This window comes from Kitasatospora sp. NPDC003701 (genome assembly GCF_053587085.1).
In genome coordinates, this window is record NZ_JBSFNM010000035.1 from 1 (window position 1) to 26963 (window position 26963).

General features: G+C 74.2%; 23 protein-coding genes. 13 read left to right on the top strand and 10 right to left on the bottom strand.

The genetic code is table 11. The annotated features are described in order from the left end of the window. Positions 1–65: 65 nt before the first annotated feature. Together ACWDRR_RS27720 and ACWDRR_RS27725 are read left to right on the top strand one after the other, a co-directional pair. Positions 66–269: a hypothetical protein gene (locus tag ACWDRR_RS27720; protein ID WP_449774961.1), complete on the top strand. Its 204-nt coding sequence runs from the start codon at positions 66–68 to the stop codon at positions 267–269. A 117-nt stretch (positions 270–386) separates the two neighbouring features. Beyond that, positions 387–875: an NUDIX domain-containing protein gene (locus ACWDRR_RS27725; RefSeq protein WP_449774962.1), complete on the top strand. Its 489-nt coding sequence runs from the start codon at positions 387–389 to the stop codon at positions 873–875. 153 nt (positions 876–1028) lie between these two features. Here ACWDRR_RS27725 and ACWDRR_RS27730 read toward each other — a convergent pair whose 3' ends face one another. Both ACWDRR_RS27730 and ACWDRR_RS27735 read right to left on the bottom strand, forming a co-directional pair. Next, the gene (locus ACWDRR_RS27730) at positions 1029–2027 is read right to left on the bottom strand and encodes an ArsR/SmtB family transcription factor (RefSeq protein ID WP_449774963.1); all 999 of its coding nucleotides are present in this window, start codon (positions 2025–2027) and stop codon (positions 1029–1031) included. Between the two features lie 252 nt (positions 2028–2279). Beyond that, positions 2280–3203 carry a quinone oxidoreductase family protein gene (locus ACWDRR_RS27735; RefSeq protein WP_449774964.1) on the bottom strand — a complete coding sequence of 308 codons (924 nt, stop codon included), beginning with the start codon at positions 3201–3203 and terminating at the stop codon, positions 2280–2282. Between the two features lie 89 nt (positions 3204–3292). Between ACWDRR_RS27735 and ACWDRR_RS27740 the strand changes: the two genes are divergently transcribed. Beyond that, the gene (locus ACWDRR_RS27740) at positions 3293–3736 is read left to right on the top strand and encodes a MarR family winged helix-turn-helix transcriptional regulator (RefSeq protein WP_449774965.1); all 444 of its coding nucleotides are present in this window, start codon (positions 3293–3295) and stop codon (positions 3734–3736) included. Between the two features lie 77 nt (positions 3737–3813). Here the strand turns inward: ACWDRR_RS27740 and ACWDRR_RS27745 are convergent, their stop codons facing one another. Further along, on the bottom strand, positions 3814–4125 hold the full coding sequence (locus ACWDRR_RS27745) for a putative quinol monooxygenase (RefSeq protein ID WP_449774966.1): 312 nt from the start codon (positions 4123–4125) through the stop codon (positions 3814–3816). A 98-nt stretch (positions 4126–4223) separates the two neighbouring features. Here ACWDRR_RS27745 and ACWDRR_RS27750 point away from each other — a divergent pair, with 98 nt between their 5' ends. After that, positions 4224–4601, top strand: a complete 378-nt coding sequence (locus tag ACWDRR_RS27750) for an ArsR/SmtB family transcription factor (protein ID WP_449774967.1) — start codon at positions 4224–4226, stop codon at positions 4599–4601. A gap of 120 nt (positions 4602–4721) precedes the next feature. Here ACWDRR_RS27750 and ACWDRR_RS27755 read toward each other — a convergent pair whose 3' ends face one another. Further along, the gene (locus ACWDRR_RS27755; RefSeq protein WP_449774968.1) at positions 4722–6404 is read right to left on the bottom strand and encodes a protein kinase domain-containing protein; all 1683 of its coding nucleotides are present in this window, start codon (positions 6402–6404) and stop codon (positions 4722–4724) included. Positions 6405–6710: 306 nt separating this feature from the next. Between ACWDRR_RS27755 and cpt the strand changes: the two genes are divergently transcribed. The 3 genes from cpt to ACWDRR_RS27770 all read left to right on the top strand — a co-directional run bounded on the left by cpt (position 6711) and on the right by ACWDRR_RS27770 (position 10911). Beyond that, the gene (gene cpt / locus ACWDRR_RS27760) at positions 6711–7241 is read left to right on the top strand and encodes a chloramphenicol phosphotransferase CPT (RefSeq protein WP_449775042.1); all 531 of its coding nucleotides are present in this window, start codon (positions 6711–6713) and stop codon (positions 7239–7241) included. 237 nt (positions 7242–7478) lie between these two features. Further along, positions 7479–8546, top strand: coding sequence for a polyprenyl synthetase family protein (locus ACWDRR_RS27765; RefSeq protein ID WP_449775043.1), 1068 nt, complete (start codon positions 7479–7481; stop codon positions 8544–8546). 322 nt (positions 8547–8868) lie between these two features. Further along, on the top strand, positions 8869–10911 hold the full coding sequence (locus tag ACWDRR_RS27770; RefSeq protein WP_449774969.1) for a SpoIIE family protein phosphatase: 2043 nt from the start codon (positions 8869–8871) through the stop codon (positions 10909–10911). Between the two features lie 71 nt (positions 10912–10982). On the opposite strand, the gene ACWDRR_RS27775 is transcribed toward ACWDRR_RS27770, so the two are convergent. Together ACWDRR_RS27775 and ACWDRR_RS27780 are read right to left on the bottom strand one after the other, a co-directional pair. After that, a complete protein-coding gene (locus ACWDRR_RS27775; RefSeq protein WP_449774970.1) occupies positions 10983–12863 on the bottom strand; it encodes a protein kinase domain-containing protein in 1881 nt (626 codons plus the stop codon). Between the two features lie 125 nt (positions 12864–12988). Further along, positions 12989–13567 (bottom strand): TetR/AcrR family transcriptional regulator, encoded by a 579-nt coding sequence (locus ACWDRR_RS27780; RefSeq protein WP_449774971.1) that lies wholly within the window; start codon positions 13565–13567, stop codon positions 12989–12991. Between the two features lie 408 nt (positions 13568–13975). On the opposite strand from ACWDRR_RS27780, the gene ACWDRR_RS27785 reads away from it, so the two are divergent. The 3 genes from ACWDRR_RS27785 to ACWDRR_RS27795 all read left to right on the top strand — a co-directional run bounded on the left by ACWDRR_RS27785 (position 13976) and on the right by ACWDRR_RS27795 (position 17534). Then, positions 13976–15454, top strand: coding sequence for an MFS transporter (locus ACWDRR_RS27785; RefSeq protein ID WP_449774972.1), 1479 nt, complete (start codon positions 13976–13978; stop codon positions 15452–15454). A gap of 262 nt (positions 15455–15716) precedes the next feature. Then, the gene (locus tag ACWDRR_RS27790) at positions 15717–16160 is read left to right on the top strand and encodes an RrF2 family transcriptional regulator (protein WP_449774973.1); all 444 of its coding nucleotides are present in this window, start codon (positions 15717–15719) and stop codon (positions 16158–16160) included. A gap of 159 nt (positions 16161–16319) precedes the next feature. After that, positions 16320–17534, top strand: coding sequence for a globin domain-containing protein (locus ACWDRR_RS27795; RefSeq protein ID WP_449774974.1), 1215 nt, complete (start codon positions 16320–16322; stop codon positions 17532–17534). A 272-nt stretch (positions 17535–17806) separates the two neighbouring features. On the opposite strand, the gene ddaH is transcribed toward ACWDRR_RS27795, so the two are convergent. Beyond that, positions 17807–18634, bottom strand: coding sequence for a dimethylargininase (gene ddaH / locus ACWDRR_RS27800; RefSeq protein ID WP_449774975.1), 828 nt, complete (start codon positions 18632–18634; stop codon positions 17807–17809). 288 nt (positions 18635–18922) lie between these two features. Next, on the bottom strand, positions 18923–19828 hold the full coding sequence (locus ACWDRR_RS27805) for an MBL fold metallo-hydrolase (RefSeq protein ID WP_449774976.1): 906 nt from the start codon (positions 19826–19828) through the stop codon (positions 18923–18925). 294 nt (positions 19829–20122) lie between these two features. Between ACWDRR_RS27805 and ACWDRR_RS27810 the strand changes: the two genes are divergently transcribed. Continuing rightward, the gene (locus ACWDRR_RS27810) at positions 20123–20905 is read left to right on the top strand and encodes an SGNH/GDSL hydrolase family protein (protein ID WP_449774977.1); all 783 of its coding nucleotides are present in this window, start codon (positions 20123–20125) and stop codon (positions 20903–20905) included. A 16-nt stretch (positions 20906–20921) separates the two neighbouring features. Here ACWDRR_RS27810 and ACWDRR_RS27815 read toward each other — a convergent pair whose 3' ends face one another. Next, positions 20922–21368: a ribosomal maturation YjgA family protein gene (locus tag ACWDRR_RS27815; RefSeq protein ID WP_449774978.1), complete on the bottom strand. Its 447-nt coding sequence runs from the start codon at positions 21366–21368 to the stop codon at positions 20922–20924. A 272-nt stretch (positions 21369–21640) separates the two neighbouring features. Next, a complete protein-coding gene (locus ACWDRR_RS27820; protein ID WP_449774979.1) occupies positions 21641–22039 on the bottom strand; it encodes a hypothetical protein in 399 nt (132 codons plus the stop codon). A 410-nt stretch (positions 22040–22449) separates the two neighbouring features. Here ACWDRR_RS27820 and ACWDRR_RS27825 point away from each other — a divergent pair, with 410 nt between their 5' ends. Both ACWDRR_RS27825 and ACWDRR_RS27830 read left to right on the top strand, forming a co-directional pair. Then, the gene (locus ACWDRR_RS27825) at positions 22450–26604 is read left to right on the top strand and encodes a polymorphic toxin-type HINT domain-containing protein (RefSeq protein ID WP_449774980.1); all 4155 of its coding nucleotides are present in this window, start codon (positions 22450–22452) and stop codon (positions 26602–26604) included. Continuing rightward, a complete protein-coding gene (locus tag ACWDRR_RS27830) occupies positions 26605–26877 on the top strand; it encodes a hypothetical protein (protein ID WP_449774981.1) in 273 nt (90 codons plus the stop codon). Positions 26878–26963 lie beyond the last annotated feature (86 nt).

The following is a 26963-nucleotide window of genomic DNA, read 5'->3' on the forward strand; positions in this document are numbered from 1 at the left end:
CCCCTCGACAACCCCCGCCACGTCACCGTCCAGCACCCCAGCCGGCCCCGCGCCAACGACGCTGCGTGAACCAGGACTTCAAGCTCGTCACCGCCACCCTCGCCGTTTCGACGCTCAGCATCTGCGCCGCCGCACTCCTCTGCTGGCCGATCCATGACGGGCCCCTCGGGCCCCAACTCCTCATCTCCGGAGTGGTCCTCGCGACCGGCGTCGTCGCCGGCCTGCCCGCCTGCTTCACCTGGCTGTCGAAGCTCACCCCCGGCCGGTGACCCCCGAACTCCCGCGTGCGGTGTGGTGCGCCACGCGGGACGACGCCCGGTCCGGCTCGCGACCCCAGCCGCGAGCCGGGCGGGCACTCATCGACTCCCACCGAAAGGAACCCCGCGATGCTCTACCCCCTGCCCGAGATCCTCACCGACCCGCCCCGCCGACGCCTCGGCCACCAGGCCCTCGTCCTCAACACCGACGGCGCCGTCCTGCTCGTCGAGACCACCTACAAGACCGGCTGCACCCTCCCCGGCGGCAGCGCCGAACGCAACGAACTCCCCCACCTCGCCGCCCGCCGTCACACCGAGACCGAAACCGGCCTCGTCCTCCCCCTGCGCAGCATCCTCGCCACCGACTACGTCGACGCCCGCCTCCTCCCCGAAGGCGTCAACTTCGTCTACTGGGGCGGCCGCCTCACCCGCGCCCAGGAAACCACCGTCACCCGCCACCGACCCCCCGAGCGGATCATCGCCCTCCACTGGGTCCAACCCGACCGACTCGCCGACACCATGGCCACCGACCAGCACCGCCGCGTCACCCAGGCCCTCACCGCCCTCGCCCGCGGCGCCCACCTCCCCTTCCTCCTCCGCGGCATCCCCGCCGAGTAGCCGTCCGGCGACGTAGGCGTCCGGCGACGTAGGCGTCCGGCGGCGGAGGCGTCCGGCGGCGGAGACCCCGTTGGACGGACTCCCGCACCCACGGCCCCCCTGTCGCGAGGATGCTCGCCCCACGGCCCCGTCCGGGCCGCCACCGACCGGCGCTCAGGCCGGGGGCAGGGGCGCCGGATTGTCGAGGAGGAGGTCGTGGCCGACGTCGGTGAGGCTGTGGCGGACCTGCTTGCCCTCGCGGCGGGTGGCGATCAGGCCGGCCGTGCGCAGGGCGCCGGCATGGGCGGAGGCGGAGGGCGGGGTGACGCCGAGCCGCTGGGCGAGCTCGGTGGTCGAGCAGGCGCCGTCGGCGACGGCGCGCAGGACGCGGGCGCGCGCGGGGCCGAGCACAGCAGCGAGGCCGTCGGCGGCCGGTGTCCGGGCCGCGGGATCGGCGGTCGGGGCGGCGATCGGGTGCAGCAGCAGGCTCTGACGGCCCGGCTCGGCCAGCAGGCTGATGCTCCGCTGGACGAAGTAGTTGGGCCGCAGTTCCAGGCCCCGGCCGCCGAGTTCGAAGGAGCCCTCCAGGTCGCCGAGGGTGCACTCCAGCACTCCCTCGTCCCGCCAGACGGCGTTCGGGTGGAGCGAGTCGAGCATGTCGCCGATCCCGGAGCGGGCGGCGGTGCGGGCCCGGACGGCGATGTCGGCCTCCAGCGCGCGGCGGATGTCGGGCCAGTCCGGGGCGAGGCAGGACCGGAACAGCGCCCAGGCACCGTCGCTCACCTCGCGCAGACCCCGGCTGCCGTCCTCGCGCAACCGGGCCAGGGCGGCCGGGAGTTCCGGGCCGCTGCCGAACACCGCGACCCCCTCCTCCACGGCCTGCTGCGGGACGGAGAGGAGCGCGTCGAGCTCGTCGGTCAACTGCCGGCGGACGGCGTCGAGGTCCGCCACCATGAAGTCGGGGACGCCGATCGGGGTGGCGTTGACCACCTCCAGGAAGCGCACGGCCCGCTGGGGCACGTGGCGGCGGACGTCCCGCCACCAGCGCTCGCTGCGCGACCCGTTGCCCTGGTGCACGCCCAACCGGGCCGAGCCGGCCAGCAGGTGGTCGAGCGGGGATATGACGAACCGGGTCCTCGCGAGGTCCGCGACCCCGAACTTCAGTGCGATCACGAACCTTCCTCCGGTTCCCCGCAGCCGTTCTGACCTGCCGCGTTGTTGACTATTAGGCCCAGAGGCTAATACATGGCCGTCCGGCCGTCCCCGTTGGCATGCTCTCTCTCGTCGGCGCGGCTGAGGCCCGCTCCGGCCCCCACCACGAGGGGAGTGGGGGCCGGAGCACGATCCTCGACCGGGCGTTCGTCGATTCGAACGCCCGGCGTCGCCCGGCGAACCCTGCGTCACATGAGCGACCGGAGGCCCCTGCTAGGGGACGAGGACGACCTTGCCGAGGTTGCGGCGCTGCTCGATGAGGGCGTGGGCGCGGGCGGCATCACGGAGGGGGATCTCCTCGTGCACGGCGGTGCGCAGGGTGCCCGCGTCGCGCAGCTGCCAGAGCTCGCGCCGCCAACGGTCGTAGAGTTCGGGCTTGCCGACGGCGACGGCCCGCATCTGGAAGCCGATCACCGAGGTGCCGCGGACCAGGAGTTCGTAGGCCTCCACCGTGCCGCCGCCGGAGCTGAAGGCCACCAGTCGGCCGCCCGTCGCCAGGGCCCGTACAGCGGGGCCGAGAAGGTCACCGCCGACGCCGTCGAGGATCACGTCGTACGGGGCGCCCCAGTCGGCGTCCTGGTAGAGGACGACCTCGTCGGCACCCAGCCCGCGGACGAAGTCGGCCTTGTCGGCGCTGCTGACGGCGGCGACGACGCGGGCCGCCCCGCCGGCCTTGGCGTACTGCAGGGCGAGCGTGCCCACCGCACTGGCCGCCGCCGTGACCAGGACCGACTCACCGGGCTCCGTGCGCGCGGCCTCGTAGGCACCGCGCGCAACCAGCCCGCTGCGGACCAGCGCGACCGCCTCCACGGCGGTCGCGCCGTCCGGGACCGGGGAGGTCATGGCGGTGTTCAGGATCGCGTACTCGGCGTAGGCATGGGCGAAGCACAGCCCGGTGACGCGGTCTCCGACACCGAAGGCGGTGACTCCCGCGCCCAGGGCGACGATCTCCCCGGCGACCTCGCCGCCGAACGGGACCGGCTCGCTGCCCTCCCGCACCTTGCGCACGGCGGGCAGCGTCACCCCGACCGCCTCGACCCGGATCAGCACCTCCCCGGCGCCCGCCACGGGCCGGTCGACCTCCTCGGCGAACAGCACGTCCGGTCCACCGTTGACCTCATGGCGAATGCGCAGCACAGGACCTCCCCGATCCAAATTCATTGGGCGCCCCAACGATAGGCCGAACATCGTTGGGAAGTCCAATGACTTTTGGATAGGCTGAGCACATGACCTCGGAGCTCCAGCGCATCCAGTCCCTGCCGACCTGGCTCGTCGGCCGTGTTGCGGCGCGCGGCCGGGGCCTGGTCGCCGACGCGATCGCCGCGGAGGGGCTGAAGCTCATGCAGCACGCGGTACTGGCCGCGACGGCCGAGTACGGGCCCGCCACCCAGGCCGACCTGAGCCGTCGGCTGGCCGTCGACCCCAAGGACATGGTCGGCATCCTCGACCACCTCCAGAAGGCGGGCCTCGTCCTGCGCGCCCCCCACCCCTCCGACCGCCGCAAGAACGCCGTCACCCTCACCCCGGAAGGCACGGCCGTCCTGACCCGCTGCGGAGCCCTGGCCGAAGCCGCCAATGCCGAACTACTGGCACCGCTCGCCCCGGACGAGCAGCGGCAGCTGTTGGCCCTGCTGGCCCGGATCCACGAAGCGCCGGAGCTCCCGGCCTGATCGCGCCCGGTCGACGCGGTCGACCCGCGCTCCCCGCACGACCCGGACGACACCCGGGGCCGGCCGAGTAGCAGCCGCTACGCCCGGCCGTACGGGCTCCGCATGGTCAGGAAGCGGATCTCCAGGTCGCCGGCCAGGTAGTCCAGCCGGCTCTCCCAGAACGCGGCGAGGTGCGGCAGGGCCAGGTGGGCGTCGAGGTCGGCCTGGCTGCGCCACACCTCGTAGAAGACGAAGACGCCGGGCTCGTCGCGGTCCTCGTGGAAGTGGTACTCCAGGCAGCCCGACTCCTGCCGGGTGGGCGCCACGAAGGAGAGCAGCAACTCCTTGAGCTCCTCGGCCCGTTCGGGCTTCGGGCGGGCGATTCCGACGAGCGTGACCAACTGATCCATCCGAGCTCTCCCTCGATCGAGGTACGACTCCAGTCGTACCTCGCGGACGGTACCGCGCTCGGGAGGTACGATTCAAGCCGTACCTGAGGGAGGTCACCATGCCCGACGAGGAAGGGCACCCGGCCGTCGAGGAGATCGAGCTCGGCAAGGTGCTGTCCGCGCTCGCCGACCCGCTGCGCCGCCGGGTGGTGCGCGAGCTGGCCGGCGCGCCCGACGGCACGGCCCGCACCTGCAGTTCCTTCGCGCTGCCGGTCTCGAAGGCGACGGTCACCCACCACTTCCGCACGCTGCGCGAGGCCGGGCTGATCAGGCAGGTCGACCGGGGGAACAGCCGGATGGCCGACCTCCGCCGGGCCGACCTCGACGCCCGCTTCCCCGGCCTGCTCGCCATCCTGGCCGCCGAGGCCGATCCTGAGGCCGAGCCCGAGCCCGAGCCCGAGGCCGCGACCGCGCCCCGGACCGACGCCGACGGCTAGGAGTGCGCGCGGCCCGGTACCGGGCCCCGGGGTTGTGGACTCCTGCGGACGCGCGAGACCGTCCGGGGCGACGCCCCCGTCGCCGCCTGTCGGAGGACCTCACCCCTGGGCGCAGAAGCGCTACTGGGCGGAGAGCGTCGCGTCGCCGAAGACCACCGTGCCGTACTCGGAGTTGCAGTCCGCGCCGTAGCTGACGGTCAACCGCAGGACACCGCGGACATCGAGGTCGAGCTTCTCCGACCGACCGAGGTGCAGGTCCCTGGTGACCAGCACCTTGCCGTCTCCGATGATCCTGATCTTTCCGTCCGGCTTGGACGAGTTGTCCTCGATCCCGGCGGTCAGGGTGAGTCGCGACCAGCGCTTGCCGAGGTTGTAGTCGGCGCCCTTGAAGTAGTTGCTGTACGGTCCGCACGTACTGGCGTTGCTCAGCAACGACGACGGGAAGTCGACGCCGTCGACGGAGCCCCCGCCCGACGTGAGCTCCTTGTCACCCGACAGCGGCGTCAGGTCGCCCAGGAACGTCCGGCCCGGAGTGGTGGCGGTGGGCCCCGCACCGGTCGCGGAGGTGGCCGGCGACGGCACCCCGGACGAGGGCACGGCCGGCGGACCGGACGAGGGCACCGCCGGCGAACCGGTCGAACCGCTCGGTGTGACCTCGCGGGTGACGGTGACCGTGGGCGCCGGCAGTGCGTCGCCGCCCCGATCGTCGACCAGCCTGGTCGTCCCGTAGACGACGGCACCGACAACGACACCGACACCGAGCCCGACCAGCACGGACGTGGTCCAACGGGACTTCCTGCGGGCGGGGTTCGCGCCGGACGCCCCGCCCGTCGTGGGCACGGTGGGCGCCGCGGAGGACGGCGCCGTGGTGGGAAGCGGCGGAATCAGTGGTGGAGCCGTCGGCGCGGGCCGCGGTTCGGTGACCGCGGTCGGCGGCCCCGGCGGGTGGGCGTGCTGGGCGGCGGAGAACACGGTGATCTCCGCCGCCAAGGCCGGGGACAGCCACTGTCCCGTGCGTCGGAGCTGGCTCTCCCGGGAGGCCCGCGCACAGCGCTCGACGATCTCGGCGGGCGACGGCCGCTGCCCGGGATCCTTGGCCAGGCAGGCCTGCAGGACGTCGAGCAACTGCGGCGGGCAGCCCGTGAGGTCCGGCTCCTGGTGGACCACGCGGTAGAGCATGACGGGAGCGTGTCCTTCGCCGAACGGGTGGCGGCCGGTCAGCGCCAGCTGCGCCAGCACGCCGAGCGAGAAGACGTCGGTGGCCGGCGAGACCGTGTCCCCGCGGGCCTGCTCGGGCGACATGAAGCCCGGCGAGCCGACCTGAACGTGGGTCTGGGTGATCACCGTGCCGTCGACCGCCCGGGCGATGCCGAAGTCGATGACCTTCGGCCCGTCGCCGGCGAGCAGCACGTTCGACGGCTTCAGGTCACGGTGGACGACACCCGCCCGGTGGATCGACTGGAGCGCCTCCGCGACCCCCGCCAGCAGCAGGATGCCGGGTTCGACGGCCAGCGGGCCGTGTGCGTGGAGCATGCGGGCCAGCGAGGGCGCGGGCACGTACGCGGTGGCCAACCAGGGCTGCGCACCGTCGGTCTCGCTGTCCACGACCGGAATGGTGTAGGCGCCCTGCACCTGTCTGGCCGCCGCCACCTCCTGGGTGAACCGCCGCCGGAACTCCGGATCCAGGGCGAACTCCGGGCGGATCACCTTGAGGGCGAGCGGCTGACCCGCCCGCGTGTACGTCAGGTAGACCACCCCCATGCCCCCGGCGCCCAGGCGCGCCCGCAGGCGGTAGCCGGCCACGTCGGCGGGGTCCCCCGGCTGGAGAGGCAGGAGCGGCCCGCCGATGCCCCCCGGCTCTGCCGCACCCGGTCCTGGCTGCCCGTACGATTCCGACACGTACGCCCCCTGCTGGTCGGCCCGGCCTCTTCCTGTTCCTGGTGCGCGATCGCGGTTCAGCGTAGTGGCGGTGGGGCTGCGTGTCTGCAGAACCGTCAAGCGCCGCCGGGGGGTTGCTCCGGCCGGGAAGGCCCGCCGGTGGCGGCCGCTGGTGCGGGGCGCGGAAATCCGTTTCGGGCATCGCCCCGGTGCCCCTACTGTGGCGCGGTGATGACTCAGGTGATCGTTCTCAACGGTGGTTCAAGCTCGGGGAAGTCCGGGATCGTGCGGTGTCTTCAGGCGGTCCTGCCGGACCCGTGGCTGGCCCTCGGGACGGACACGCTGGTCGAGGCGATGCCGGCGTCCATGCAGACGTCGGACGGCGGGATCGCGTTCGCCCCGGACGGCGGGGTGACCGTCGGGCCCGAGTTCCGGGCGCTGGAGGCGGCATGGCTGGAGGGGGTCGCCGCGATGGCCCGCGCGGGCGCCCGGATCGTCGTCGACGAGGTCTTCCTCGGCGGAGCGGACTCGCAGCGGCGATGGCAGAAGGTGCTGGGCGACCTGCGGGTGCTGTGGGTCGGCGTCCGGTGTGACGCCGCCGTTGCCGCGGGCCGTGAGGTCGCCCGAGGCGATCGGATCATCGGCATGGCCGCCTCCCAGGCGGAGGTGGTGCACCGGGGCGTGGCCTACGACCTGGAGGTGGACACCGCGCATGCCGAGTCGATGGAGTGCGCCCGCACCATCGCCGCCCATGTCGTGTGACGACCCCACCGCCGCCGGTCCCGGCGGACTTTCCTGGTCGCCGCTCCGGTCGCCGGCGGCCGGGCGGCTCCGCGCTGTGTGACACGGGGCCGGTCCCGGCCCGCCGTGTGACACGGGGCCAGGTCCCGGCCCCGATGCCCCTGCGGGCCCTCCTCCACCGCCCGGCGCCCCCGCACCGCCCCCCACGGCGGGCGCGGGCGTGCGGATGCGAGGGTAGGGCTCGTGAACGAGACGATCATGGTGGCCGCCCGCGAACGGGCCGCCGGACACCGACGCCGGTTCGACCTCCGCTTCGAGGCCTACTTCGCCGCCCTGCCGCAGCGCCTCGACACCCCGCCGCTCAGCCGCTTCACCCCGCGCTGCCTGGAGCTGCTGCGGGACCTCTCGCTGCGCGGCGGCAAGCGGCTCCGGGTCGCCCTGCTGTACGAGGCGGCCCGGCTGGTGACCACCGAGCCGGTACCCGGCCTGGCAGAGGCCGCGCTGAGCATCGAACTGCTCCAGACGCACGGGCTCGTCCACGACGACATCATCGACGACGCGCCCGTACGGCGCGGCGGCCCGTCCACCTACTACGCCTACCGCCGGGAGTTCCCGGCGGCGGACCGCACCGCGCTGGGCCTGGCCGTGCTGGCCGGGGACCTCGCCGCCTTCCTCTCGATGCGGGTCCTGCTGGAGGCGGACGTCCCCGCCGAGCTGCGCCAGGCCATGCTGGAGGTGCAGCTGGACGCCGGCGCGGAGACGGTCACCGGCCAGATCATCGACCTGGAGCGCGACTTCCTCGCCATCCCGGACGAGGAGTTCCTGCACACCGTCTGCGAGTACAAGTCCACCCGGTACTCCGTCCTCGCCCCGCTGCGGCTGGGGCTGCTGGCCGCTAGCGAGGACGTGGCCGGGCACGACGCGCGGCTGCGCCGGTACGCGACCCTGGTCGGCATCGGCGGCCAGCTGCGTGACGACTACCTCGACCTGTTCGGCGACGAGGCCGCCACCGGCAAGTCCACCGGCGCCGACCTGCGCGCGGGCCGCCGCAGCTACGCCGTGAGCGCCCTGCTCGCCGCCGCGAACGAGGCGCAGCGGGCCGTGGTGGAGTCCGCACTCGGTGATCCGCACTGCCCCGCCGGGACGGTCGAGCGGGTCCGCGAGCTGGCCCGGCACCTGGGCGTGGACGGCAGGCTCCGCGCCGACATGCGCCGCTGCGCCGAGGCCGCCGGGGCCGAAGCCGCCGGCTGGCGCCCGCACTGGCGCGACGAGGCGGTGGCCTTCTTCGAGGGCCTGCCGCTGTCCAACGTGGTGGCGGGCGGCTGAGGACGGTTCGGGCTCCGGCGGACACTCGGTGGCCGGGAGCTGACACCTCGCCCCCATCAAGGGCGACAATCGTGGCATAACGGTACAGATGTACCGGTCAGAACGTATCGTGCCAAGGACGGCGCGGGTGATCGCCGACCGGTGCGGCGGCGGCGCCGTCCACCGGGAGGGGAAGCCCGCGGACAGCGGTCCGGGGGCGCTCCGAGCGCGGCCCGGTCCGACGACGACCCGCCCGACGGCGCCCGGGTGCCCGAGCAGCACCGAGGGCGGCCGGACACCCGAGCGCCATACGACACAACACCGGACAAGGGGGCACCACGGGGTGGTCGAGCCGCAGCTGACACCCGAGGTCTTCGATCGGGCGATCGTGGCGATCGCCCTGACCGCGGGCCGGGAACACCGCCTGGTCTACCGCAACGACGCGTTCCGCGACCTCTTCGGGCCCCGATCGGTCGGCGTGCCCGTCCGGGAGCTGTTCAGCGAGCCCGGTGTGCAGCGGTTCTTCGACACGCTCGACCTCGTCCTCGCCGACGGCACCGCGCGCCAGGTGACCACGCCCCGGACGGTGGAGCGGCCGGGGGACGACGACCACGACGACCACCGGCACTTCGTCTACAGCTGCTCGCCGATCTCCTCCCGCTTCGGCCCCGGCATCCTGATCGCCGCGATCGACACCACCGCCGAGGTGCACGCCGCCCAGCAGGCCGAACAGCTCTCCACCGACCGCCTGCGCACCCTGGAGCGCTACGAGGCACTGATCTCCGCCGTCTCCCAGCTGGTCTGGATCGTCCGCGCGGACGGCACCATGGCCGAGCTCGTGCCCGGCTGGCAGCGGCTCACCGGGCAGCCCTGGCGGGACACCATGGACGCCGAGTGGTTCGACCTCATCCACCCCCGGGACCGCGCCGGGCTGGCCGAGCAGTGGACGAAGGCGTCGACCGGCGAGCCGTCCATGTTCGAGCACGCCTTCCGGGTGCGCACCACCTCCGGGGGGTACCGGCACATCGCCGCCCGCGCGGTGCCGATCGTCCGCGAGGGCAAACCGGTGGAGTGGGTCGGGGCCACGTCCGACATCGAGGACCGCTGGCGCAACCGGCTGCGCGAGCGGCTGCTCGCCGGCGCCCTCGCGGTGACCGAGACCGCCCGCCCCGACGACGCCTTCGCCGCCGTCGCGGACCTCGTCGTCCCGGAGCTCACCGACGCCTGCACGGTGTTCCTGCTCTCCAGCCGCGAGCACACCACCCGGCCCGACGAGATCCTCGGCACCCGGATCGCCTCCACCGCCCGGCCGGGCCTGCCGCCCCTGCCCGCGCTGCGCCAGCAGAGCTACCGGCTCGGACCGGCCGCCCTGCGGGTCGTCGCCCGCCAGAGCCCGGCCCTGCTCACCTTCCCGGTCGGCGGCGTCCCGCCCGGCGTCGTCCCCCGGGAGTCCGCCCAGTGGCTGACCAGGGCCCGCGCCACCAGCCTCACCCTGCTGCCCATCGTCATCGACGGCACCACCGTCGCCCTCGCCGCGGCGGCCAGCTGCGAGGACACCCCGCCACCCGGCCGGCCCGACATCGACCTGCTCCAGGAAGTCCTCCAGCGCGCCCAGGCGACCCTGCGCCAGACCCTCGAACTCCAGCGCACCCGGCAGGTGGCGCTCGTTCTCCAGCGGGCCCTGCTCACCGCCCCGCCCGCCGTCCCCGGCGCCGAGCTCGCCGCCCGCTACCAGCCCGGCAACCGGGCCGCCGAGGTCGGCGGCGACTGGTACGACGCCTTCCTGCTGCCCGACAGCTCGCTCGCCCTGACCATCGGCGACGTGGCCGGGCACGATCTGACCGCGGCCACCACCATGGGGCAGCTGCGCAGCATGCTGCGGTCCGTCGCCTACAACCGCACCCACCTGCACACCCCCGCCGACACGCTCACCGCGCTCGACACGGCCGCCGACGGGCTCGGCGTGGCCGCCTTCGCCACCGCCGTCCACCTGAACCTGACGTTCGGCGGCGACGGCTGGCGGGCGGCCTGGTCCAACGCCGGGCACCCGCCGCCGCTGCTGGTGCCCGCCGCGGGCGAGCCCCGGTTCCTGACCACCGAGGAGAACGACGTACCGCTCTGCGTCGCCCCCGCCGAGCCGCGGCACACGCACTACACCGACATCGGGCCCGGGGACACCCTGCTCCTCTACACCGACGGGCTGGTCGAGGTTCCCGGGGAGAACCTCGCCGTCGGCCTGGATCGGCTGGCACTGGCGGCGGGAGAGGCCGGCCACCAGCCGCTGGACGAGCTCTGCGACCACGTGCTCGCCCAGGTCGCCGACACCCGCGACGACATCGCCCTGCTGGCCTTCCGCGTGCTGCCGCCGGCCGACCGAGCCGACTGAGCCCGCGGAGGCGACCGGAACGCCCGGGCGGACCCTCGGGTGCCCGGCCGCGGGTGCTCAGGTACGGGTGCTCAGCCGCCGCGCGGGAAGGACCGCTTCACCGTGCCCTTGGTGTCGGCGGAGAGGTAGCCACCGCCGTACGCGCCCGAGAGGTAGACGCGGATGCTGGGCGCGCCGTCACTGCTGTCCGGGCCGATGATGAGGTAGCGGCTGGTCGGATTGGGGACGTTGAGGGTGTCCTGGGCCTTCTGGAGCAGCGCCGGAATGATCTCCCAGTCGAAGCTCCGCAGGTCGACCGTCTTGTCACGGGACGTCATGGTGCCGCCCGGGGTGCGGGTGACCTTGCCGTCGCGGTAGTCCAGCCGGTCGTACACCGTGGGGTCGGCCGCCGTGGGCCCCGAAGCGCTCGCGTAGCCGGGGTAGACGGTGAGCGTGGTGATCCTGGAGTCGGCCAGGTACGGGCGGACGGCGTCGACCGTGGTGCGGACGCCGGCCGGGGTGAGGAAGTCCGGTGCGGCGGACGGCGGCGCGGACTTCGTGGTCGCCGGCGTGGAGGGGGCGGACGGCGGAGCCGCCGGGGTCGACACGGTGCTGGTCGCGGTGGGGTCCGGGACGGCGGTCGCGGCCGGGTCGGACACCGCCGGGCCCGGGGCGGCGCCGTGGCCGCCGTCGTCACCCGCGTCGGGCCAGAGGTTCCAGGTGAGGACGCCGGTCAGCGCGAGGGCGACGACCGAGAACGTGACCGCCCGCACCCGCCTGCCGCGCGGCGCGGGCGCCGGCCGGCCGTGCGGCGTCGCGTCGGTCGGCCGGCCCGGGTGCACCGGCCCGGTGGGGCCCGCGTCGACCGGGCCGGTGTGGCCGACCGCGTCGGCCGGGCCGGGACCGTAGCCGGGGCCGTAGCCGGGGCCGAAGCCCGGGCCGTAGCCGGGGCCGTAGCCGGCGCCGGACGTCGAGGCGGGACCGGACCGTGCGAACGTCCCCGAATCGGCGCCCGGCCACGGGGGCGGCGTGGGCCGCGGGGTGTCGAAGCCCGCGGGCCGCGGGGTGTCGAGACCCGTGGGCGACCAGGTCACCGCACCGGCCGCCGCACCGGTGGCCGGCCCGGCGGCGGCCCCGGCCTCGGCGGCCGCGAGCGCCCGGTCGAGCTGCTCCGCGTCCGGTCGGGCCGCCGGGTCCCTGGCGAGCAGGGCGGCCAGCAGCGGGCCGAGCTGCCCCGACCGCACGGGCGGCGGCAGCGGCTCGTCGAGGACGGCCGCGAGGGTGGCGAGCGTGGTCGCGCGGCGCAGCGGGTGGTGACCCTCGACCGCGACGTACAGCATCATGCCGAGCGACCACAGGTCGGAGGACGGGTCGCCCTCCCTGCCGCGGATCCGCTCCGGGGCGATGTACTCGGGCGACCCGATCAGGGCTCCGGTGCTGGTGAGGGAGGTGGAGTCCTGCATGGCGGCGATGCCGAAGTCGGTGAGGACGGGCGTGCCGTCCGGCCGCAGCAGGACGTTCCCGGGTTTGACGTCGCGGTGCTGGATGCCGGCGGCGTGGGCGGCGCGCAGCGCCGCGAGCACACCGCGGCCGATCCCGGCCGCCTCGGGCACGGTGAGCGGGCCCCGGGCCAGCCGGTCGGCGAGGCTGCCGCCGGCGACCAGCTCCATGACGAGCCAGGGGTGGGGATGGTCGGCGGTGTCGACGATGTGATGGATGATCACCACATTGGGGTGCTGGAGCCGCGCCAGGGCCCGGGCCTCGCGGAGCACCCGCTCGCGCAGCTCCCGCGCGCCCTCGGGGTCGGCGGCCGCCATCGCCGGGTCGGGCGGGCGGACCTCCTTGAGCGCCACCTCGCGGTGCAGCGCGTTGTCCCGGGCGCGCCAGACGAGGCCCATGCCTCCACCGCCGAGCCGTTGCAGCAGTTGGAATCGGCCGTCGATGAGCCGTGCGTCCGACCCCTCAGCGTTCATGCCCGTCATCGTAGGAGACGCCGCCGACACACCGGTGGCCGGGGACCGCCCGCGCCCCGGACGCCCGGGCCCCGGACGCCCCGGCCCGGGGCGGTGGACCGCCGCCGGTGGCGGGTGCCGACCGGTCAGACCTTGGCCCGCACGCCGTCCAGGGCGATGGCCAGGACCCGGTCGCGCTGCTCCTCGTCGGGGAACGCGACCGAGCTGACGCCGGAGACGAGGCGCAGCAGGTCGTCGATGGAGATGTCCGCCCGCACCACTCCGGCGTCCTGCGCGCGCCCGAGCAGCGGCCCGGCCGCGTCGAACATCGACTGCCGGCAGGCCAGGAAGATGTCCGACTCCTCCCCTTCCAGCGCCTCGCGGATCGCCCGCTTGGTCAGGGTGTAGGCGACGAACCGGCGCAGCCAGCCGGCCAGCGCCTCCCAGGGCGACTCGTCGGACAGCTCCCGGGCCGCCAGGGCCAGTTCGTTGACCTCGTTGGCGTAGACCGTCTCGAAGAGGTGCCTGCGGGTGGGGAAGTTGCGGTAGAGGGTGCCGATGCCGACGCCGGCCCGGCGGGCGATGTCCTCCAGCGAGGCCTCGGCGCCGTGCTCGGCGAAGGCCTCGCGGGCGGCCACGAGCAGCGCGTCGAAGTTCCGCGCGGCATCGGCGCGGCGGGGGCGCTGGGCCGCGAGGAACTCGCCGACCACGACCTGTTCCGTCACTGGGGATCTCTTTTCGGACACCGGGTTGAAGCGGAGGTGTGCCTCCGCTAATCTGGAGGCATGCCTCAACTTTAGCAGTGAGGCCCCGGCCCTGCTCCTGCCGCAGTATCCGGCAGGGCCATCAGCACCTCCGTCGATCCGGCACCGGATCCCGCGCACCGCCGGCCCGCTCCCCCTACATCCGTCCAGCACCCAGCGCTTCTCGACGCACCCGCCGCACGCGCACCCGGCACGCACCCGGCCCTGTCCGAAACCGGCCGTGTCGGCGGTCCGCTCCGTACGCACCCGCGCCGTACACACCCGTCTCCGTGCACTCCTGTGCACTCCCGTACACACCCGTGCACTCCCGTTCCGCATGCCTCCCGAAGGCACGCGCCCTTGCGTGCCCCCATGCCCCGAGAAGGTCTGATGAGCCGCCCGTCCAATCGCCTCACCTTCGGCGTCCTCGCGACCGGTGCGGGCGTGTTCGCCCTGCTCCAGTCGCTGATCACGCCCGCCCTGCCGACCGTCCAGACCGCGATGCACACCGACCAGGCCACCGTCACCTGGGTGATGACCGCCTATCTGCTCTCCGCCTCGATCTTCACGCCGATCCTCGGCCGGGTGGGCGACCTGGTCGGCAAGAAGCGCACCCTGGTCGCGGCGCTCGGCGCCCTCCTGGTGGGCTGCCTGGTCGCCGCCGTGGCGCCCAACATCACCGTCCTGATCATCGCCCGGGTCATCCAGGGCATCGCGGGCGCGCTCTTCCCGCTCTCCTTCGGCATCATCCGCGACGAGTTCCCCGCCTCGCGGGTGGCCACCGGCATCAGCAACCTGTCCGCCGTCATCGCGGTGGGCAGCGGCCTCGGCATGGTCCTGGCCGGACCGATCGTGGGCGCGCTGGACTACCGCTGGCTGTTCTGGTTCCCGGTGATCATCGTCGCGATCACCGCCGTGATCGCCCACCGCTACATCCCGGAGTCGCCCGCGCGCGCCGGGGGTGCCGACGGGGGCCGCGTCAACTGGCTCGGCGCCGTCCTGCTCTCCGGCTGGCTGGTGGCGCTGCTGCTGCCCATCAGCCAGGCCTCGAAGTGGGGTTGGGGCTCCTTCGGCGTGCTCGGCCTGCTGGGGGCGGCCGTCGTCCTGTTCGCCCTCTGGGCCCTGGTCGAGGCCCGCTCGCGCAACCCGCTGATCGACCTGCGCATCATGCGCCTCCCGGCGGTCTGGACGACCAACACCGCCGCCCTGCTCTTCGGCGGCGGCATGTACGCGGTCTGGGCCTTCCTCCCCGGTTTCGCGCAGACGCCCTCCTCGGCCGGCTACGGCTTCGGGGCGAGCATCACCGGCGCGGGACTGCTGATGCTGCCCATGCTGGTCACCATGTTCGTGGCCGGCGTCCTCAGCGGCCGGCTGGCCGGCCGGTTCCCCGCCAAGGCCCAGCTCACCACGGGCGCCGTGCTCGGCTCGGTCGCCTGCGCGATGCTCGCCGCGTGGCACGACCGGCCGTGGCAGGTCGCCCTGGCGGCGGGCGTCTTCGGGCTCGGCATCGGCCTGGCCTTCGCCTCGATGAGCAACCTCATCGTCCAGAGCGTGCCCGCGGCGCAGACCGGTGCGGCCACCGGCATGAACGCCAACATCCGCACCATCGGCGGCTCCCTCGGCGCCGCGCTGATGACCAGCCTGGTCACCGGCCACCTCCAGCCCTCCGGCCGCCCCTACGTCGCGGGCTACACCGACGGCTTCACCCTGCTCGCCGTGTTCTGCCTGGCGGCCGCCTTCGCCGCCCTCCTCGTCCCGGCCCGCCGCCCCGCCCCCGTCCTGGCCGGCGGCCCGGCGATCGCCGATTCCGTCGCGGGCGCGCCTTCGGCCCCCGGCACCGCGGCGCGGCCGGAGGCGGTCCGGAACTGAGCCGCCGATGTCGCCCCCGGACCGTGCCGGGGGCGACATCGGCGCGCCCGGACCGCGTCGGGCAGGACCGGCCACCGGCCGATCAACGCCGCGCAGGCGACCTCCCGGCCGGTCACGGCCGCCACCGGGAGGACGCCCGGGCGCAGGACGTCCACGACGGTGCCCGCCTTTCCGGCAGACCACCGGCCGCCCGGTCCACCCGGCGCCGGGCACGCGTGCAGGAAATTGGATTTCAGGATTCGCATTAGCTAGCCTCTCGAACGTGAGGCTGACCAAGAGCACCGACATCGCCCTCCGCGTCGCCATGCGGCTGGCGGTCCTCGACGAGGACGCGAACCCGACCACCCGGGAGGTGGCCGAGTCGGTGGGCGTGCCCTACACGCACGCCGCCAAGGTGGTCAGCCGGCTGCAGCACCTCGGCGTGGTCGAGGCGAGACGCGGGCGGGGCGGGGGCCTGGCCCTCACCTTCGCCGGCCGGACCGGCTCGCTCGGGCTGCTGCTGCGCGAGCTGGAGGGCATCGGCGACGTGGTCGGCTGCGAGGACGAGCCGCCCTGCCCGCTGCGGGCCGCCTGCCGCTTGCGCGGGGCCCTGCGGACCGCGCAGGAGGCGTTCTTCGCCTCGCTCGATCCGCTCTCGATCGACGACCTCGTCGCCCCGCCCACCGGTCCCGTCCTGCTGAGCCTCACCGGCAGACCCACCGGCTGATCCACCGGCCGAGCCGGGCGGCCGGCCACCGCGGCCGGTCGGAACGGGCCCGACACTCGCCCCTCGCCACACCCCTCGCCCCACCCTTCGTCCCGCCCCCGGGCCGCGCCCCCGCACGGCCTTTAATACGCATCTCAGATACCAGTTTGGAGCCAGCACATGCTGTCCGCCAAGTCCGCCGAGATCGTCGAAGCCACCCTGCCCGCCGTGGGCGCTGCGATCGGCGAGATCACGCCGCTCTTCTACGACAAGCTGTTCGCCGACCACCCGGAGCTGCTGCGCGACCTCTTCAACCGGGGCAACCAGGCCAACCGCACCCAGTCCCAGGCACTGGCCGGCTCGATGGCCGCGTTCGCGTCCGCCCTGCTCGCCCACCCCGACCGGCGGCCGGACGCCATGCTCGCCCGGATCGCGCAGAAGCACGTCTCGGTGGGCATCGACAACGACCAGTACCGGGTCGTCCACACGTACCTGTTCGCCGCGATCGCCGAGGTGCTCGGCGAGGCCGTCACGCCGGAGGTCGCCGCCGCCTGGGACGAGGTGTACTGGCTGATGGCGAACGCGCTGATCGCGATAGAGGACCGGCTGCGCGCCGAGGCCGCCGCCGGGGCACCGGGCGGTGCGGCCGACCTCTGGCGCCGCTACACCGTCGTCGACCGGCACCGGGAGACCGACGACGTGACCAGCTACCTGGTCCGCCCCGCCGACGGCGGCCCCGTCCCGCCCGCCCGGCCCGGCCAGTACGTCTCGGTGCGCGCCACGATGGCGGACGGCGCCCGGCAGATCCGCCAGTACAGCCTCTCCGGGGGCGCCGACGGCGCGCTGCGGTTCACCGTCAAGCGGATCGGCGCCGGGGCCGACGGGACGCCGGCCGGCGAGGTCTCCAACCACCTGCACGACCACCTGCGCACCGGCGACGCCCTCGAACTCGCCCCGCCGCTCGGCGACCTCACCCTCGCCGACGGCGCCGGCCCGGTCCTGCTCGCCTCGGCCGGGATCGGCAACACCCCGATGACGGCCATGCTGGACCACCTCGCCGCCACCGGCTCGCCCCGCACGGTGATCTCCGTCCACGGCGACCGGGACCAGCTCTCGCACGCCTTCCGCGCCGACCTCGACCGGCTCACCGCCGAGCTGCCGGGCGCCGTCGCCCATGTCTTCTACGAGCGCCCGCTCGGCGACTGGCCGCAGGAGCGCACCGGCCTGGTCGACCTCTCGACGGTGCCGGTCCCGGCCGGGACCGTCGCGTACCTGTGCGGCCCGCTGCCGTTCCTGCGCTCGGTGCGGGCGCAGCTGCTCGCGGCGGGCGTACCGGCCGCGGACATCCACTACGAGGTGTTCGGCCCCGACCTCTGGCTGGGCCGCGACGCCTGAGCCACACCCCGCCCGGCCGGCCCGCCCGGGACGACCACCGGCGGGCCGGCCTCGCCGGGGAACTCGTGACGCGCGTCCACGAGGTGACCTGGTCCTGACCGACGTCCTGGCCGTCGAGGACGTCGGCGCCCGGCTCCCCACACGCCCGCCTGCCCCCGCCCTGCCACGGGCTGCGGCTCCTGGGCCTCGGCGGGCGGCTGCGCCGCCGGGGCGGGGTCCGGGCCCTTCGACGGTGACGACGGCGGGTGGCGGCCGTGGCCGCCGGGGCGGACTCAGCCGGGCCGCAGCTCCAAGGTGCAGCACTTGGCGCCGCCCCCGCCCTTGAGCAGTTCGGAGACGTCCACCGGCACCGGCTCGTAGCCGTGCTCGGCCAGCCGGCCGGCCAGCGCCTTGGCGGCCTCCGGCAGCAGGACCCGCCGCCCGTCCGAGACCGCGTTGAGGCCGAACACCTCGGCGTCCGCGCGGTCGGCGATGATCGCGTCGGGGTAGAGGCTGCGCAGCAGCGCCTGGCTGTCGGGCGAGAAGGCCGCCGGGTAGTACATGACGTGGTCGTCGTCGAGGACGGCGAGCGCGGTGTCCAGGTGGTAGAAGCGCGGGTCGACCAGGGTCAGGCTGAGCACCTGGACGCCGAACAGGGCCCTGGCCTCGGCGTGCGCCGCCGGGTCGGTGCGGAACCCGGTGCCGGCCAGCACCCGGCGGCCCGCCACCAGGTGGTCGCCCTCCCCCTCGTTGACGTGCCCGGCCCGGTGGACCTCGCGGTAGCCGGCCGCCCGGAACCAGGCCTGGTGGGCGTCGGACTCGCCGGCCCGCTCGGGGTGCCGGAAGGTGGCGACCAGCGCGCGGCCGTCCAGGACGGTGGCTCCGTTGGCGGTGTAGACCATGTCGGGCAGACCGGGCAGCGGTTCGATCAGCTCGACGGTGTGGCCCAGCCGCCGGTACGTGGTGCACAACCGCTCCCACTGGCGGACGGCGAGATCGGTGTCGGTCGGCCGTTCCGGGTCCATCCAGGGGTTGATCGTGTAGTCGACCGTGAAGAACGTCGGCCGGCACATCAGGTAGCGCCGCGGCCTCGCGGTACGCTCCGGGATTCGGTTCGGCATGCGGCTACCTCCGCCGTCCGGGAAGTACAGGGTTCGGAGTACAGGGTTCGGGCGTGCTGGCGTACCGGGGCGCCGGCGTACCGGGGGTGCTCGGGTGTCCGGCGCCGGAGCACGGGGGCGTGCCGGGGTGCGCGAGCGCGCCCCAGAGGGCGGCTGCCCAGACAGCGCCGTTCGCACACCTGAGCGGACGCCCCCGTCGGGCGCAGCCCCCCGCGCACCCGGCGCGCACACCGGCGCACGGGGACACTCCGCCACGTGGAGACGGCGCCGCCGCCGCACGGCCGCGCCCTACCAGCGCATCGAGGTGAAGTCGATCGGCCTCGGCCGCAGGTCACGGCTCCGCTCGGCCAGGGCGCTCAGCCGCCGGGCCGCCTCGTCGACCGGCATCCGCCGCCGGTCGCCGTGCCCCGGCAGCAGCCACTCGAAGCGGAGCCGCCCGACGGCACGGGCCAGCGAGGCGGCGAGCTCCTCGATCGAGTACCAGGTGACCCCGGCGGCCACCTCCAGGTCGCCGGTGGTGCGCGACCAGTAGAAGCTGTCGCCGGAGAAGCAGTACCGGTCGTCGGCCAGGTGGACGACGCTGCCGAGGGTGTGCCCGGGGAACGGGTGGGCCACGAACCCGGCCGCGATCTCCACGGGCTCCCGGCCGCGCAGCACCCGGTCGGCACCGGGCGCGGCGTCGAGGTCGCCCTCGTGGATCCAGAGCCGCGCGCCGAACCGGTCGGCGTACGCGCGGCCGTGGGCCGCGTGGTCGCGGTGGGTGAGCAGCACGTCGGTGACCGGGCCGAGCGCCTCGAACCGGGCGGCCAGCGGTTCGGCGAACCGGGGCGTGTCCACCATCAGGTACCCGTCGGGCCGGCGCAGCAGGTAGGAGTTGGCACCCGCGGTGTGCCGGGAGGTGTGGCCGCAGAGCAGCAGGCCGTCGTCGAGCGCCAGCGGGAACGGGTCCCGGGCCGGATCGAGCGGCCGGCCGGCGAGGCGGACGGAGCGGGTGGGGCAGGCGTGGGCGGCGGCGTACAGCTGCCGCAGCTCGGCCTCGTCGCGGGGCGGGCGGACCACCTCGGAGCGTCCGCCGCGTTCGTGGATCAGATCGGGGGCGAGCTGGCGGGCGACGTCGCAGTTGAAACAGCGGTCGTCGACGTACCAGCCCTCGTCGGAGGTCCGGGACGCGGTGGTCGGGTCGGGCTCGGTCATGCTTCCGCTCCCCTGGGTGGGTGGGCGCCCCGCCGAGCGGCCGGGCCCCTCCAGGGTGGGCGGCGCCGAGCCGGAACCGGAAGGGGGTCGCGATCTTGTTCTTTCCCCGGCCGGCCTATCTACAGGCAGTTTCTGAGTCATCGTCAGCCGCGCGCGACGGTCCGGCGCGGCCCGGCGCGGCACCCTGCCGGGTTATTCCCGAGACCCGCACGAATCGCACGTGGCCCATCTCACGTACCCGCACGGGCCACCTACGGTGGCGTAGGTCACTTGAGACAGTGAACTATCTCCTTCATGCCGAACCTCCAGGAGACCCTTGACCTCAGTTCGTACGCGGCCCTCGGGGACAGCTTCACCGAAGGCCTGAACGACCCCGGCGTCGGCGGCGCCTTCGCCGGCTGGGCCGACCGGCTCGCCGGACTGCTCGCCGACGGGTGCCCGCCGGGCGAGTTCCGCTACGCCAACCTCGCGGTGCGGGGCCGGCTGCTCGACCAGGTCATGGCCGAGCAGGTGCCCGAGGTGCGGCGCATCCAGCCGGACCTGGTCACCTTCTGTGCCGGCGGCAACGACATCCTGCGCCCGGGCAGCGACCCGGACGAGGTGGCCGAGCGCTTCGAGAACGCCATCGTCCAACTCACCGAATCCGCCGGGACGGTGCTCATCTGCACCGGTTTCGACACCCGGGGCGTGCCGCTGCTGAAGCACCTGCGCGGCAAGATCGCCACGTACAACGGCCACATGCGGGCCGTCGCCGACCGCAACGGCTGCAAGGTCGCGGACCTCTGGTCGCTGCGCGCGGTGCAGGACCGCCGGGCGTGGAGCGAGGACCGCCTGCACCTCTCGCCGGAGGGTCACCAGCGGGTCGCCCTGCTGGCCGCCCGCTCGCTGGGCCTGCGCACCGAGCAGGACCCGGAGGCGCCGTGGCCGGTCCTGCCGGTCCAGACCCCCGCCGAGCAGCGCCGGGAGAACCTGCAGTGGGCGCGCGAGTTCCTGCTGCCCTGGGTCGGCCGCCGGCTGCGCGGCGAGTCCTCCGGCGACCACGTCGAGGCGAAGCGGCCGGAGCTGCTCCCGCTCTGACCCACCTGAGCAACCGTCAGACCCGGTCGGGCGCGCCCTGCTTCGCCACGGCGGAGGGGAGCGCCCGGCCGGCGCGCACCAGCCGGACCGACCCCGCGTGCAGCAGGGCGGCCGACGCGGCGCCGACCAGGTACCACCCGAGGTCCGGCGCGTTGAAGGTGGAGCCGAACACCAACCGGGCCGCCGCACTCCGCCGGCCCAGGTCGTCGGGGACGCCGGTGAGCTGGAACAGCTCGACCGCCCAGCTCAGCCCGGCGGCCACCGCCGCGGCCGCCACCGGGCGCAGCCGCGGGGCGGCGAACAGCACCAGGGCGTACACCAGGACGGTGTACAGCGCGTCGCCGGCGTACTTGGCGACATCGCCACCCGCCACCGCCCGCACCCCGAGCCCGGCCCCCACCGTCAGCACCGCCACCACGCCGGCCGCCACCCGCGCACGGCCACTCCCCCGAAGATCGTCCACGCCGGCCAGCGTATCCCGCGCGTTCCACCCGGGACCGGCCAGGACAGCGGGCGGGAACGCGGGCACGCCTTCCGCTCGGGGACGCCGGGACCAGCCCAGGGGCTCGGCCGGACCGGCGGGAGGCCTCCTCCGCACGCACCTCTCCCCCGCCCCGCGCCGACGGGTGCGCGGCACCCCCCGAGCAGGCCGGCCGGTCCCGCGACGGCCCCGGCGGGTCCCCGACCGGTTCGGCCGGGGACCCGCCGGGGCTGGGCTGCGTGGCCCCCGGGGGATCAGCCGGTGACGCGCAGTTCGACCAGGACCGAGCGCTTCCCCCCGGGCAGGCTCTCCCCGACGGGCTCGACCGAGTTCGGGCCGACGTTCACCTGAGTCGTCTGGCCGGCCGCGACGAGCTTGGCACTGACGGAGCGGTCCTCGGTCCAGATGCCGTAGACGTCCGGCAGCTCCATGGCGAGGTAACCGCTCGTGCCGGACACGGTGAAGCAGTAGCCGCGCTTGTCGAGGCGGGACTCGATGAAGATCTCGTTCGAGGCCTGGCAGTCCGTCGGCACGGTGTGCCCCGGGCCCTCCTTGAGCCAGATGTGCCCGTCGCCCTGCTTCAAGGTGATCTGCCGCTCCGCGAGGATGCGGTCGGCACCGGGGTGCTGGAAGTCCTCGACGGCGACCGGCATGGCGGAATCGTCCGAGGTCGTACCGGGCGCGGCGTGCGCGACCGCGAGCGATGCGAATCCGATGCCTGCCGTCAGAACGCCGGCGGAGCAGGCCAGGAGAGTCTTCCGGGAACGGGATATGGGCGGCATGGCGATTCCTTCATTCATGAGTATCCATCAAACATGGTGACTCGGTGCAGAGATCATGATCGCGAGGTGCTGATGGTGCGTAAGATATCAGCAGTTGTCGCCCCGAGGGATCTTGTCCGGTCATAAAAGAACCGGCCCCCAACGGACGGTGACGTTTCGTCATTCATGACCGGATTCCTCGGCCACTTATGCCCGATATGCCGTCGATGGTCGCTTTCGATTATTTGCCGGGGGATTCCGTTCACATGACCTACGCATGCCCCGGATGAGAGGAATGTAGTGTGAAGCACGTCTTGCACTCGTCGGGAGTACCGGACGCCGCCCGGAGGAAGCGACGGGCGCGGAGTCGAATACCGGGTCTGCGCGCTGCGGGTGCCGTCCTGCTGCCGGTGGCCCTCGCGGCCGGCCTGCTCGGCCCGGCACCCGCTTTCGCCGCCGGCCCGTCCCCCGTGTACAACCCGCCCGTCATCACGGACCGCGAACTCGTCCTCAACCTGTGGACGAACGGCGGGACCGGGGTCAAGGCGGCCGCGGAGGCCGCGCTCATCGGTTCGGACGAGGATGTCAAACGATTTCTGGAGGTCGGCAGGGACCTCGCGGAATACCACGACGACCGGGTCACGGCGTTTCAGATGTTCGGCCTCGGCGGGCCCGGTGTGCGGGACGCCGCGACCAAGGCGCTGAAGGGGTCGACGAGCGACCTGCGCGCCTTCCTCAATGACGGCTGGCAGACCCCCCTGGAGCAGGACCGGCGGGTCCAGGCGTTCCAGCTGGTCGCCACCGGCGGCCCGAGTGTCAAGGAGCAGGCCACGGCCGCGCTCAGGGGCACGCCCGAGGACGTGAGGAAGTTCCTCGAACAGGGCCGGTACGACGCCCTGGAGACGGACAACCGGGTACGGGTCATGCAACTCCTCGCGGCCGGGGGCCCGGCCATGAAGGAGGCCGCCAAGGTCGCGCTGCGCGGCACGCCCGCCGACGTTGTCGAGTTCCTGGACGTCGGTCAGTTCGTGGCCCTCGCCCGGGACCAGGAACGCGCCACGATCTCGCAACTGGCCGACCAGGCCGAGCAGGCCGGCGCGCAGGCACTGGCCGCGAAGGACGCCGCCAAGGAAGCCTCCGCACGCGCGGTGGACACCTCCCGCCTGGCCAAGGAGGCCGCCGAGACCGCGGCCCGGGAGACCGAGGCGGCCGGCCAGGACCTGGCCCGTGCCTCGGAGGCCGCCGCCCGAGCGGCCGACGCCGCCCAGGGCGCGGCCGCCGCCGCCCAGCAGGCGGTCTCCGCCGCCGGCGCGGCCAACCAGGCCTCCCGCATCGCCTCCAGCGCCGCGGCCCAGGCCGCCTCGGCGGCCAGTGGCGCCGCGCTCGCGGCGGGCAACGCCCGCCGGGCCGCCAACGCCGCGTCCTCCGACGCGGGCAAGGCCTCCGAAGCCCGCCAGCGGGCACAGGAAGCACGCGACGCGGCCAGGGACGCCGAGCGCGCCGCGCAGGCCGCGGACCACGCCGGCGCCTCCTCCCAGGCCGCCGGCGAGGCCTCGACCGACGCCAGGAGTGCCAGCGCGAACGCGAACGCGGCCGCCGGCTCCGCGGAGAAGGCCGGCCGGCTGGCGAACGCCGCCGGCGCCGGCTCCGGCAAGGCACAGGCCGCGGCCGACCAGGCCCGCCGCCAGGCGAACGAGGCCGACCGCGCCGCGACCGCCTCCGCGGCGCTGGCCACCCAGGCCGCCCAGGCCGCCTTCCAGGCCCGCGACGCCGCGCACTCCGCCGCCACCCACGCCCAGAACGCGGCGACCGCCGCGGACGAGGCCGCCCAGCACGCGGGCGAATCCGCGACCTCCGCGGCCGAGGCCGCCCGCCAGGCCGAGGAGGCGCGCAAGGCCGCGAACACCGCGAGCGAGGCGGTGCAGACCGCGAGCACCGTCTACGCAGTCGCCCGCAGGACCGAGGCCGAGGACCTCACCGCCCGCACCGCCGCCGCCGTCGAGACCGCCCGGGCCCTGAAGTCGGCCGACGACGAGAACAGCGCCGGCATCGGGACCCTGCTCGCCGACTGGAAGGCCCAGGACCAGGAGGCCGCCGGGCTGGCCGCCGAGGCCGCCCGCCCCGACGCCGACCCGAAGGCACTCGCGGCCAAGGGCCGCAAGGTCGCGCTCCAGACCGTCAAGTCCGGCGGCCCCTGGAGCCAGGAGGCCGCCGCCACCGCCCTGGCCGGCACCGATGCGACCGTCCTGGACTGGGTGCGCAGCGGTCGGAGCAAGGCCGAGCAGGACGACACGCGCCAGAGCGTGCAGGAGATCGCCCAGGACAGCCCCGACGAGGCCGTCCGCACCGCCGCCACCGCCGCGCTCAAGGGCGACGCGCAGCAGATCGAGGCCTTCTACACCAGCGGCCGGAACGACGCGGCGATCACCGACAACCGGGTCCGCGCCTACCAGGTGATCGCCACCGGCGGCACCAGTGTCAAGGAGGCCGGTGAGAAGGCCCTGAAGGACGGCTCGCCCAGGGCCGTCGCCGCCTTCCTGATGACCGGCCAGTACACCGCCCGTCAGATCGACGAACGCGTCCAGGCCACCCAGCTGCTCGCCGTCGGCGGCCCCGAGGTCCAGGCCGCGGCCAAGTACGCCCTCGCCGGGACGCCCGACCTCGTGCACGACTTCCTGCAGACCGGCCGGTACATGGCCGACCGCAAGGACCAGCTCGCCACCACCCACGCGGCGCAGATGAGCCGCCTGATCGCCGAGGCCTCGCAGACCGCGGCCAAGGCCCAGCAGGACGCCTGGGAGGCCACCGAGGCCGCCGCCGTGGCGAACGCGGCCGCCGGCGAGGCCGACAACGCCCGCGTCCAGGCCCACGCCGCGGCCGAGCAGGCCGACCGGTACCGCTCCGACGCCAAGGCGTCCGCCCAGGCCGCCGAAACCTCCGCCACCCAGGCCGCCCGGTCCGCCACCACCGCCCGCACCGCCTCCCAGGCCGCCGCACGCGACGCCGGCGACGCGAGTGCCTCCGCCGCCCGCGCGCAGGCCTCCGCGTCCCAGGCCCGTTGGTCCGCGGACCTGGCGCGCAAGGCCGCGACCCGGGCCCGCGCCGCCGCGGTCGCGGCGGGCAAGGACGCCGGTCAGGCCCAGCAGGCCGCCGACGAGGCCTGGGGCTTCGTCGCGGAGAAGGAGATCCAGGAACGCCAGGCCGAACTCAAGGCCGAGGAAGCCGGGATCCAGGCCCAGGCCAAGGAGATCGCCGACGAACTGAACAAGGAACTGGAGGCACGGATCCGGGACGAGATCGCCCGGGCCGAGTACGAACGCCTGACCGCCGGCCGCCCGGTCTGCAACGCCGTCACGCTGGCGGAGGTCTGGAAGTGCACGCTTCCCCAGCCGCACAGGGCCCCCCTGCTCAGCGGCGTACCGGGGCTCCTCAGTGAATGGGGGTCCTACTTCGAGAACCTCCAGGACGAGGCGGAGCTCGTCAAGAAGGTCGTCAAGGCCATCCTCGGCGTGGACAGCGCCGAGGAGTGCGTCAAGCAGAAGAGCGCCAGTGCCTGTGCGGAACTGGCCGTCGGTTTCTTCCCGGCCGGAAAGGCGGTGAAGCTCGCGCAACTCGCGAAGAAGGCCAAGACCATCGACGAGGTCGCGGAGGCCGCGCGCATCAGGAGGCTCGCGGACGCCGTCACCAGCTGCCTGACGGAGAACAGCTTCCCGGCCGGCACCGGCGTCCTGATGGCGGACGGGTCGACCCTCCCGATTGAGCGGATCCGCGTCGGCGACCAGGTGCGGGCGACCGACCCCGAGTCCGGCCGGACCGGCTCCCACCGCGTCGACGCCACCATCTACACGCCCGACGACCGCGACTTCACCGACCTCGGCGTCACGGCGCCGGACGGCACCACCGCGACGATCACCTCGACCGACGAGCACCCGTTCTGGGCCGACAACCAGCACGCCTGGGTCGACGCCGCCGACCTCACGAGCGGCGACACCCTCAGGACGGACACCGGCCGGACCGCACGGATCACCAGCACCGGGCACTGGAAGACCGTCCAGCCCGCCTACAACCTCACCGTGGAATCCGCCCACACGTACTATGTACTCGCGGGCGGTACGCCGGTACTCGTCCACAACAGCGGCCCGAGTTGCGGCTCGGTCTGGGTCCGCTGGAACAAGGTCGCCCATCATTTCGAGCACGCCGCCGACTTCGGTATCACCGCCACGAACAGCGAGCCGGCCAGGCGGGCATTCTTGAAGGTGCTGGATGAATTGATCAGGAATCCCGGGACCACGGTGATCGACGGGACGTTCCGTAAGATTCCCGCCCGCCACTACGTGGATCTCGCGACGGGCAAGCACGTCTCGGTCGACATCCAAACGGGCGAGCTGCTCGGGGCGTGGAAATCCAGGGTCGACACCGACCAGTACCGTTACCTCGTCGAGCAGGGGGTCCTCTAGATGGCCGCCCTGGAGCCCTTCCTCGTCCTGGCGGAGGCCGTTTCCGAGGGCAGGCTCTCCGCCGCCGAGTTCTCCCGGGTCTGCCTCCCGCTGTACAAGCAGTACGGCGGGCCCTATCCGTCCACCGACCACTACCAGGCGGCGACGGACCTGTTCTACCTGGCGTTCGACTACGACGCGGCGGGAACGGGCGCGTCCGACCTGCTGGACGGTGATCAGGTCCGCGCGAAGGCGGCCGAGATCGCGGAGCGCATGCGTCTCCTCCTCCGATAGCCGGATCGGTCGGCTCGATCCCGAAGGAACCGGTGGGCCCCCGCCCGACAGCGGGGGCCCACCGGCCTCGCCGGTCCCCGTGCCGG

What these genes read in the sequence shown, in the direction of transcription:
- ACWDRR_RS27795 (WP_449774974.1), top strand. Translation starts at nt 16,320, where the DNA reads ATGCTGTCCGCCAAGTCCGCCGAGATCGTCGAAGCCACCCTGCCCGCC.
- ddaH (WP_449774975.1), bottom strand. Translation starts at nt 18,634, where the DNA reads ATGCCGAACCGAATCCCGGAGCGTACCGCGAGGCCGCGGCGCTACCTG.
- ACWDRR_RS27810 (WP_449774977.1), top strand. Translation starts at nt 20,123, where the DNA reads ATGCCGAACCTCCAGGAGACCCTTGACCTCAGTTCGTACGCGGCCCTC.
- ACWDRR_RS27785 (WP_449774972.1), top strand. Translation starts at nt 13,976, where the DNA reads ATGAGCCGCCCGTCCAATCGCCTCACCTTCGGCGTCCTCGCGACCGGT.
- ACWDRR_RS27765 (WP_449775043.1), top strand. Translation starts at nt 7,479, where the DNA reads ATGGTGGCCGCCCGCGAACGGGCCGCCGGACACCGACGCCGGTTCGAC.
- ACWDRR_RS27820 (WP_449774979.1), bottom strand. Translation starts at nt 22,039, where the DNA reads ATGCCGGTCGCCGTCGAGGACTTCCAGCACCCCGGTGCCGACCGCATC.
- ACWDRR_RS27725 (WP_449774962.1), top strand. Translation starts at nt 387, where the DNA reads ATGCTCTACCCCCTGCCCGAGATCCTCACCGACCCGCCCCGCCGACGC.
- ACWDRR_RS27750 (WP_449774967.1), top strand. Translation starts at nt 4,224, where the DNA reads ATGCCCGACGAGGAAGGGCACCCGGCCGTCGAGGAGATCGAGCTCGGC.
- cpt (WP_449775042.1), top strand. Translation starts at nt 6,711, where the DNA reads ATGACTCAGGTGATCGTTCTCAACGGTGGTTCAAGCTCGGGGAAGTCC.
- ACWDRR_RS27740 (WP_449774965.1), top strand. Translation starts at nt 3,293, where the DNA reads ATGACCTCGGAGCTCCAGCGCATCCAGTCCCTGCCGACCTGGCTCGTC.
- ACWDRR_RS27805 (WP_449774976.1), bottom strand. Translation starts at nt 19,828, where the DNA reads ATGACCGAGCCCGACCCGACCACCGCGTCCCGGACCTCCGACGAGGGC.
- ACWDRR_RS27775 (WP_449774970.1), bottom strand. Translation starts at nt 12,863, where the DNA reads ATGAACGCTGAGGGGTCGGACGCACGGCTCATCGACGGCCGATTCCAA.
- ACWDRR_RS27830 (WP_449774981.1), top strand. Translation starts at nt 26,605, where the DNA reads ATGGCCGCCCTGGAGCCCTTCCTCGTCCTGGCGGAGGCCGTTTCCGAG.
- ACWDRR_RS27745 (WP_449774966.1), bottom strand. Translation starts at nt 4,125, where the DNA reads ATGGATCAGTTGGTCACGCTCGTCGGAATCGCCCGCCCGAAGCCCGAA.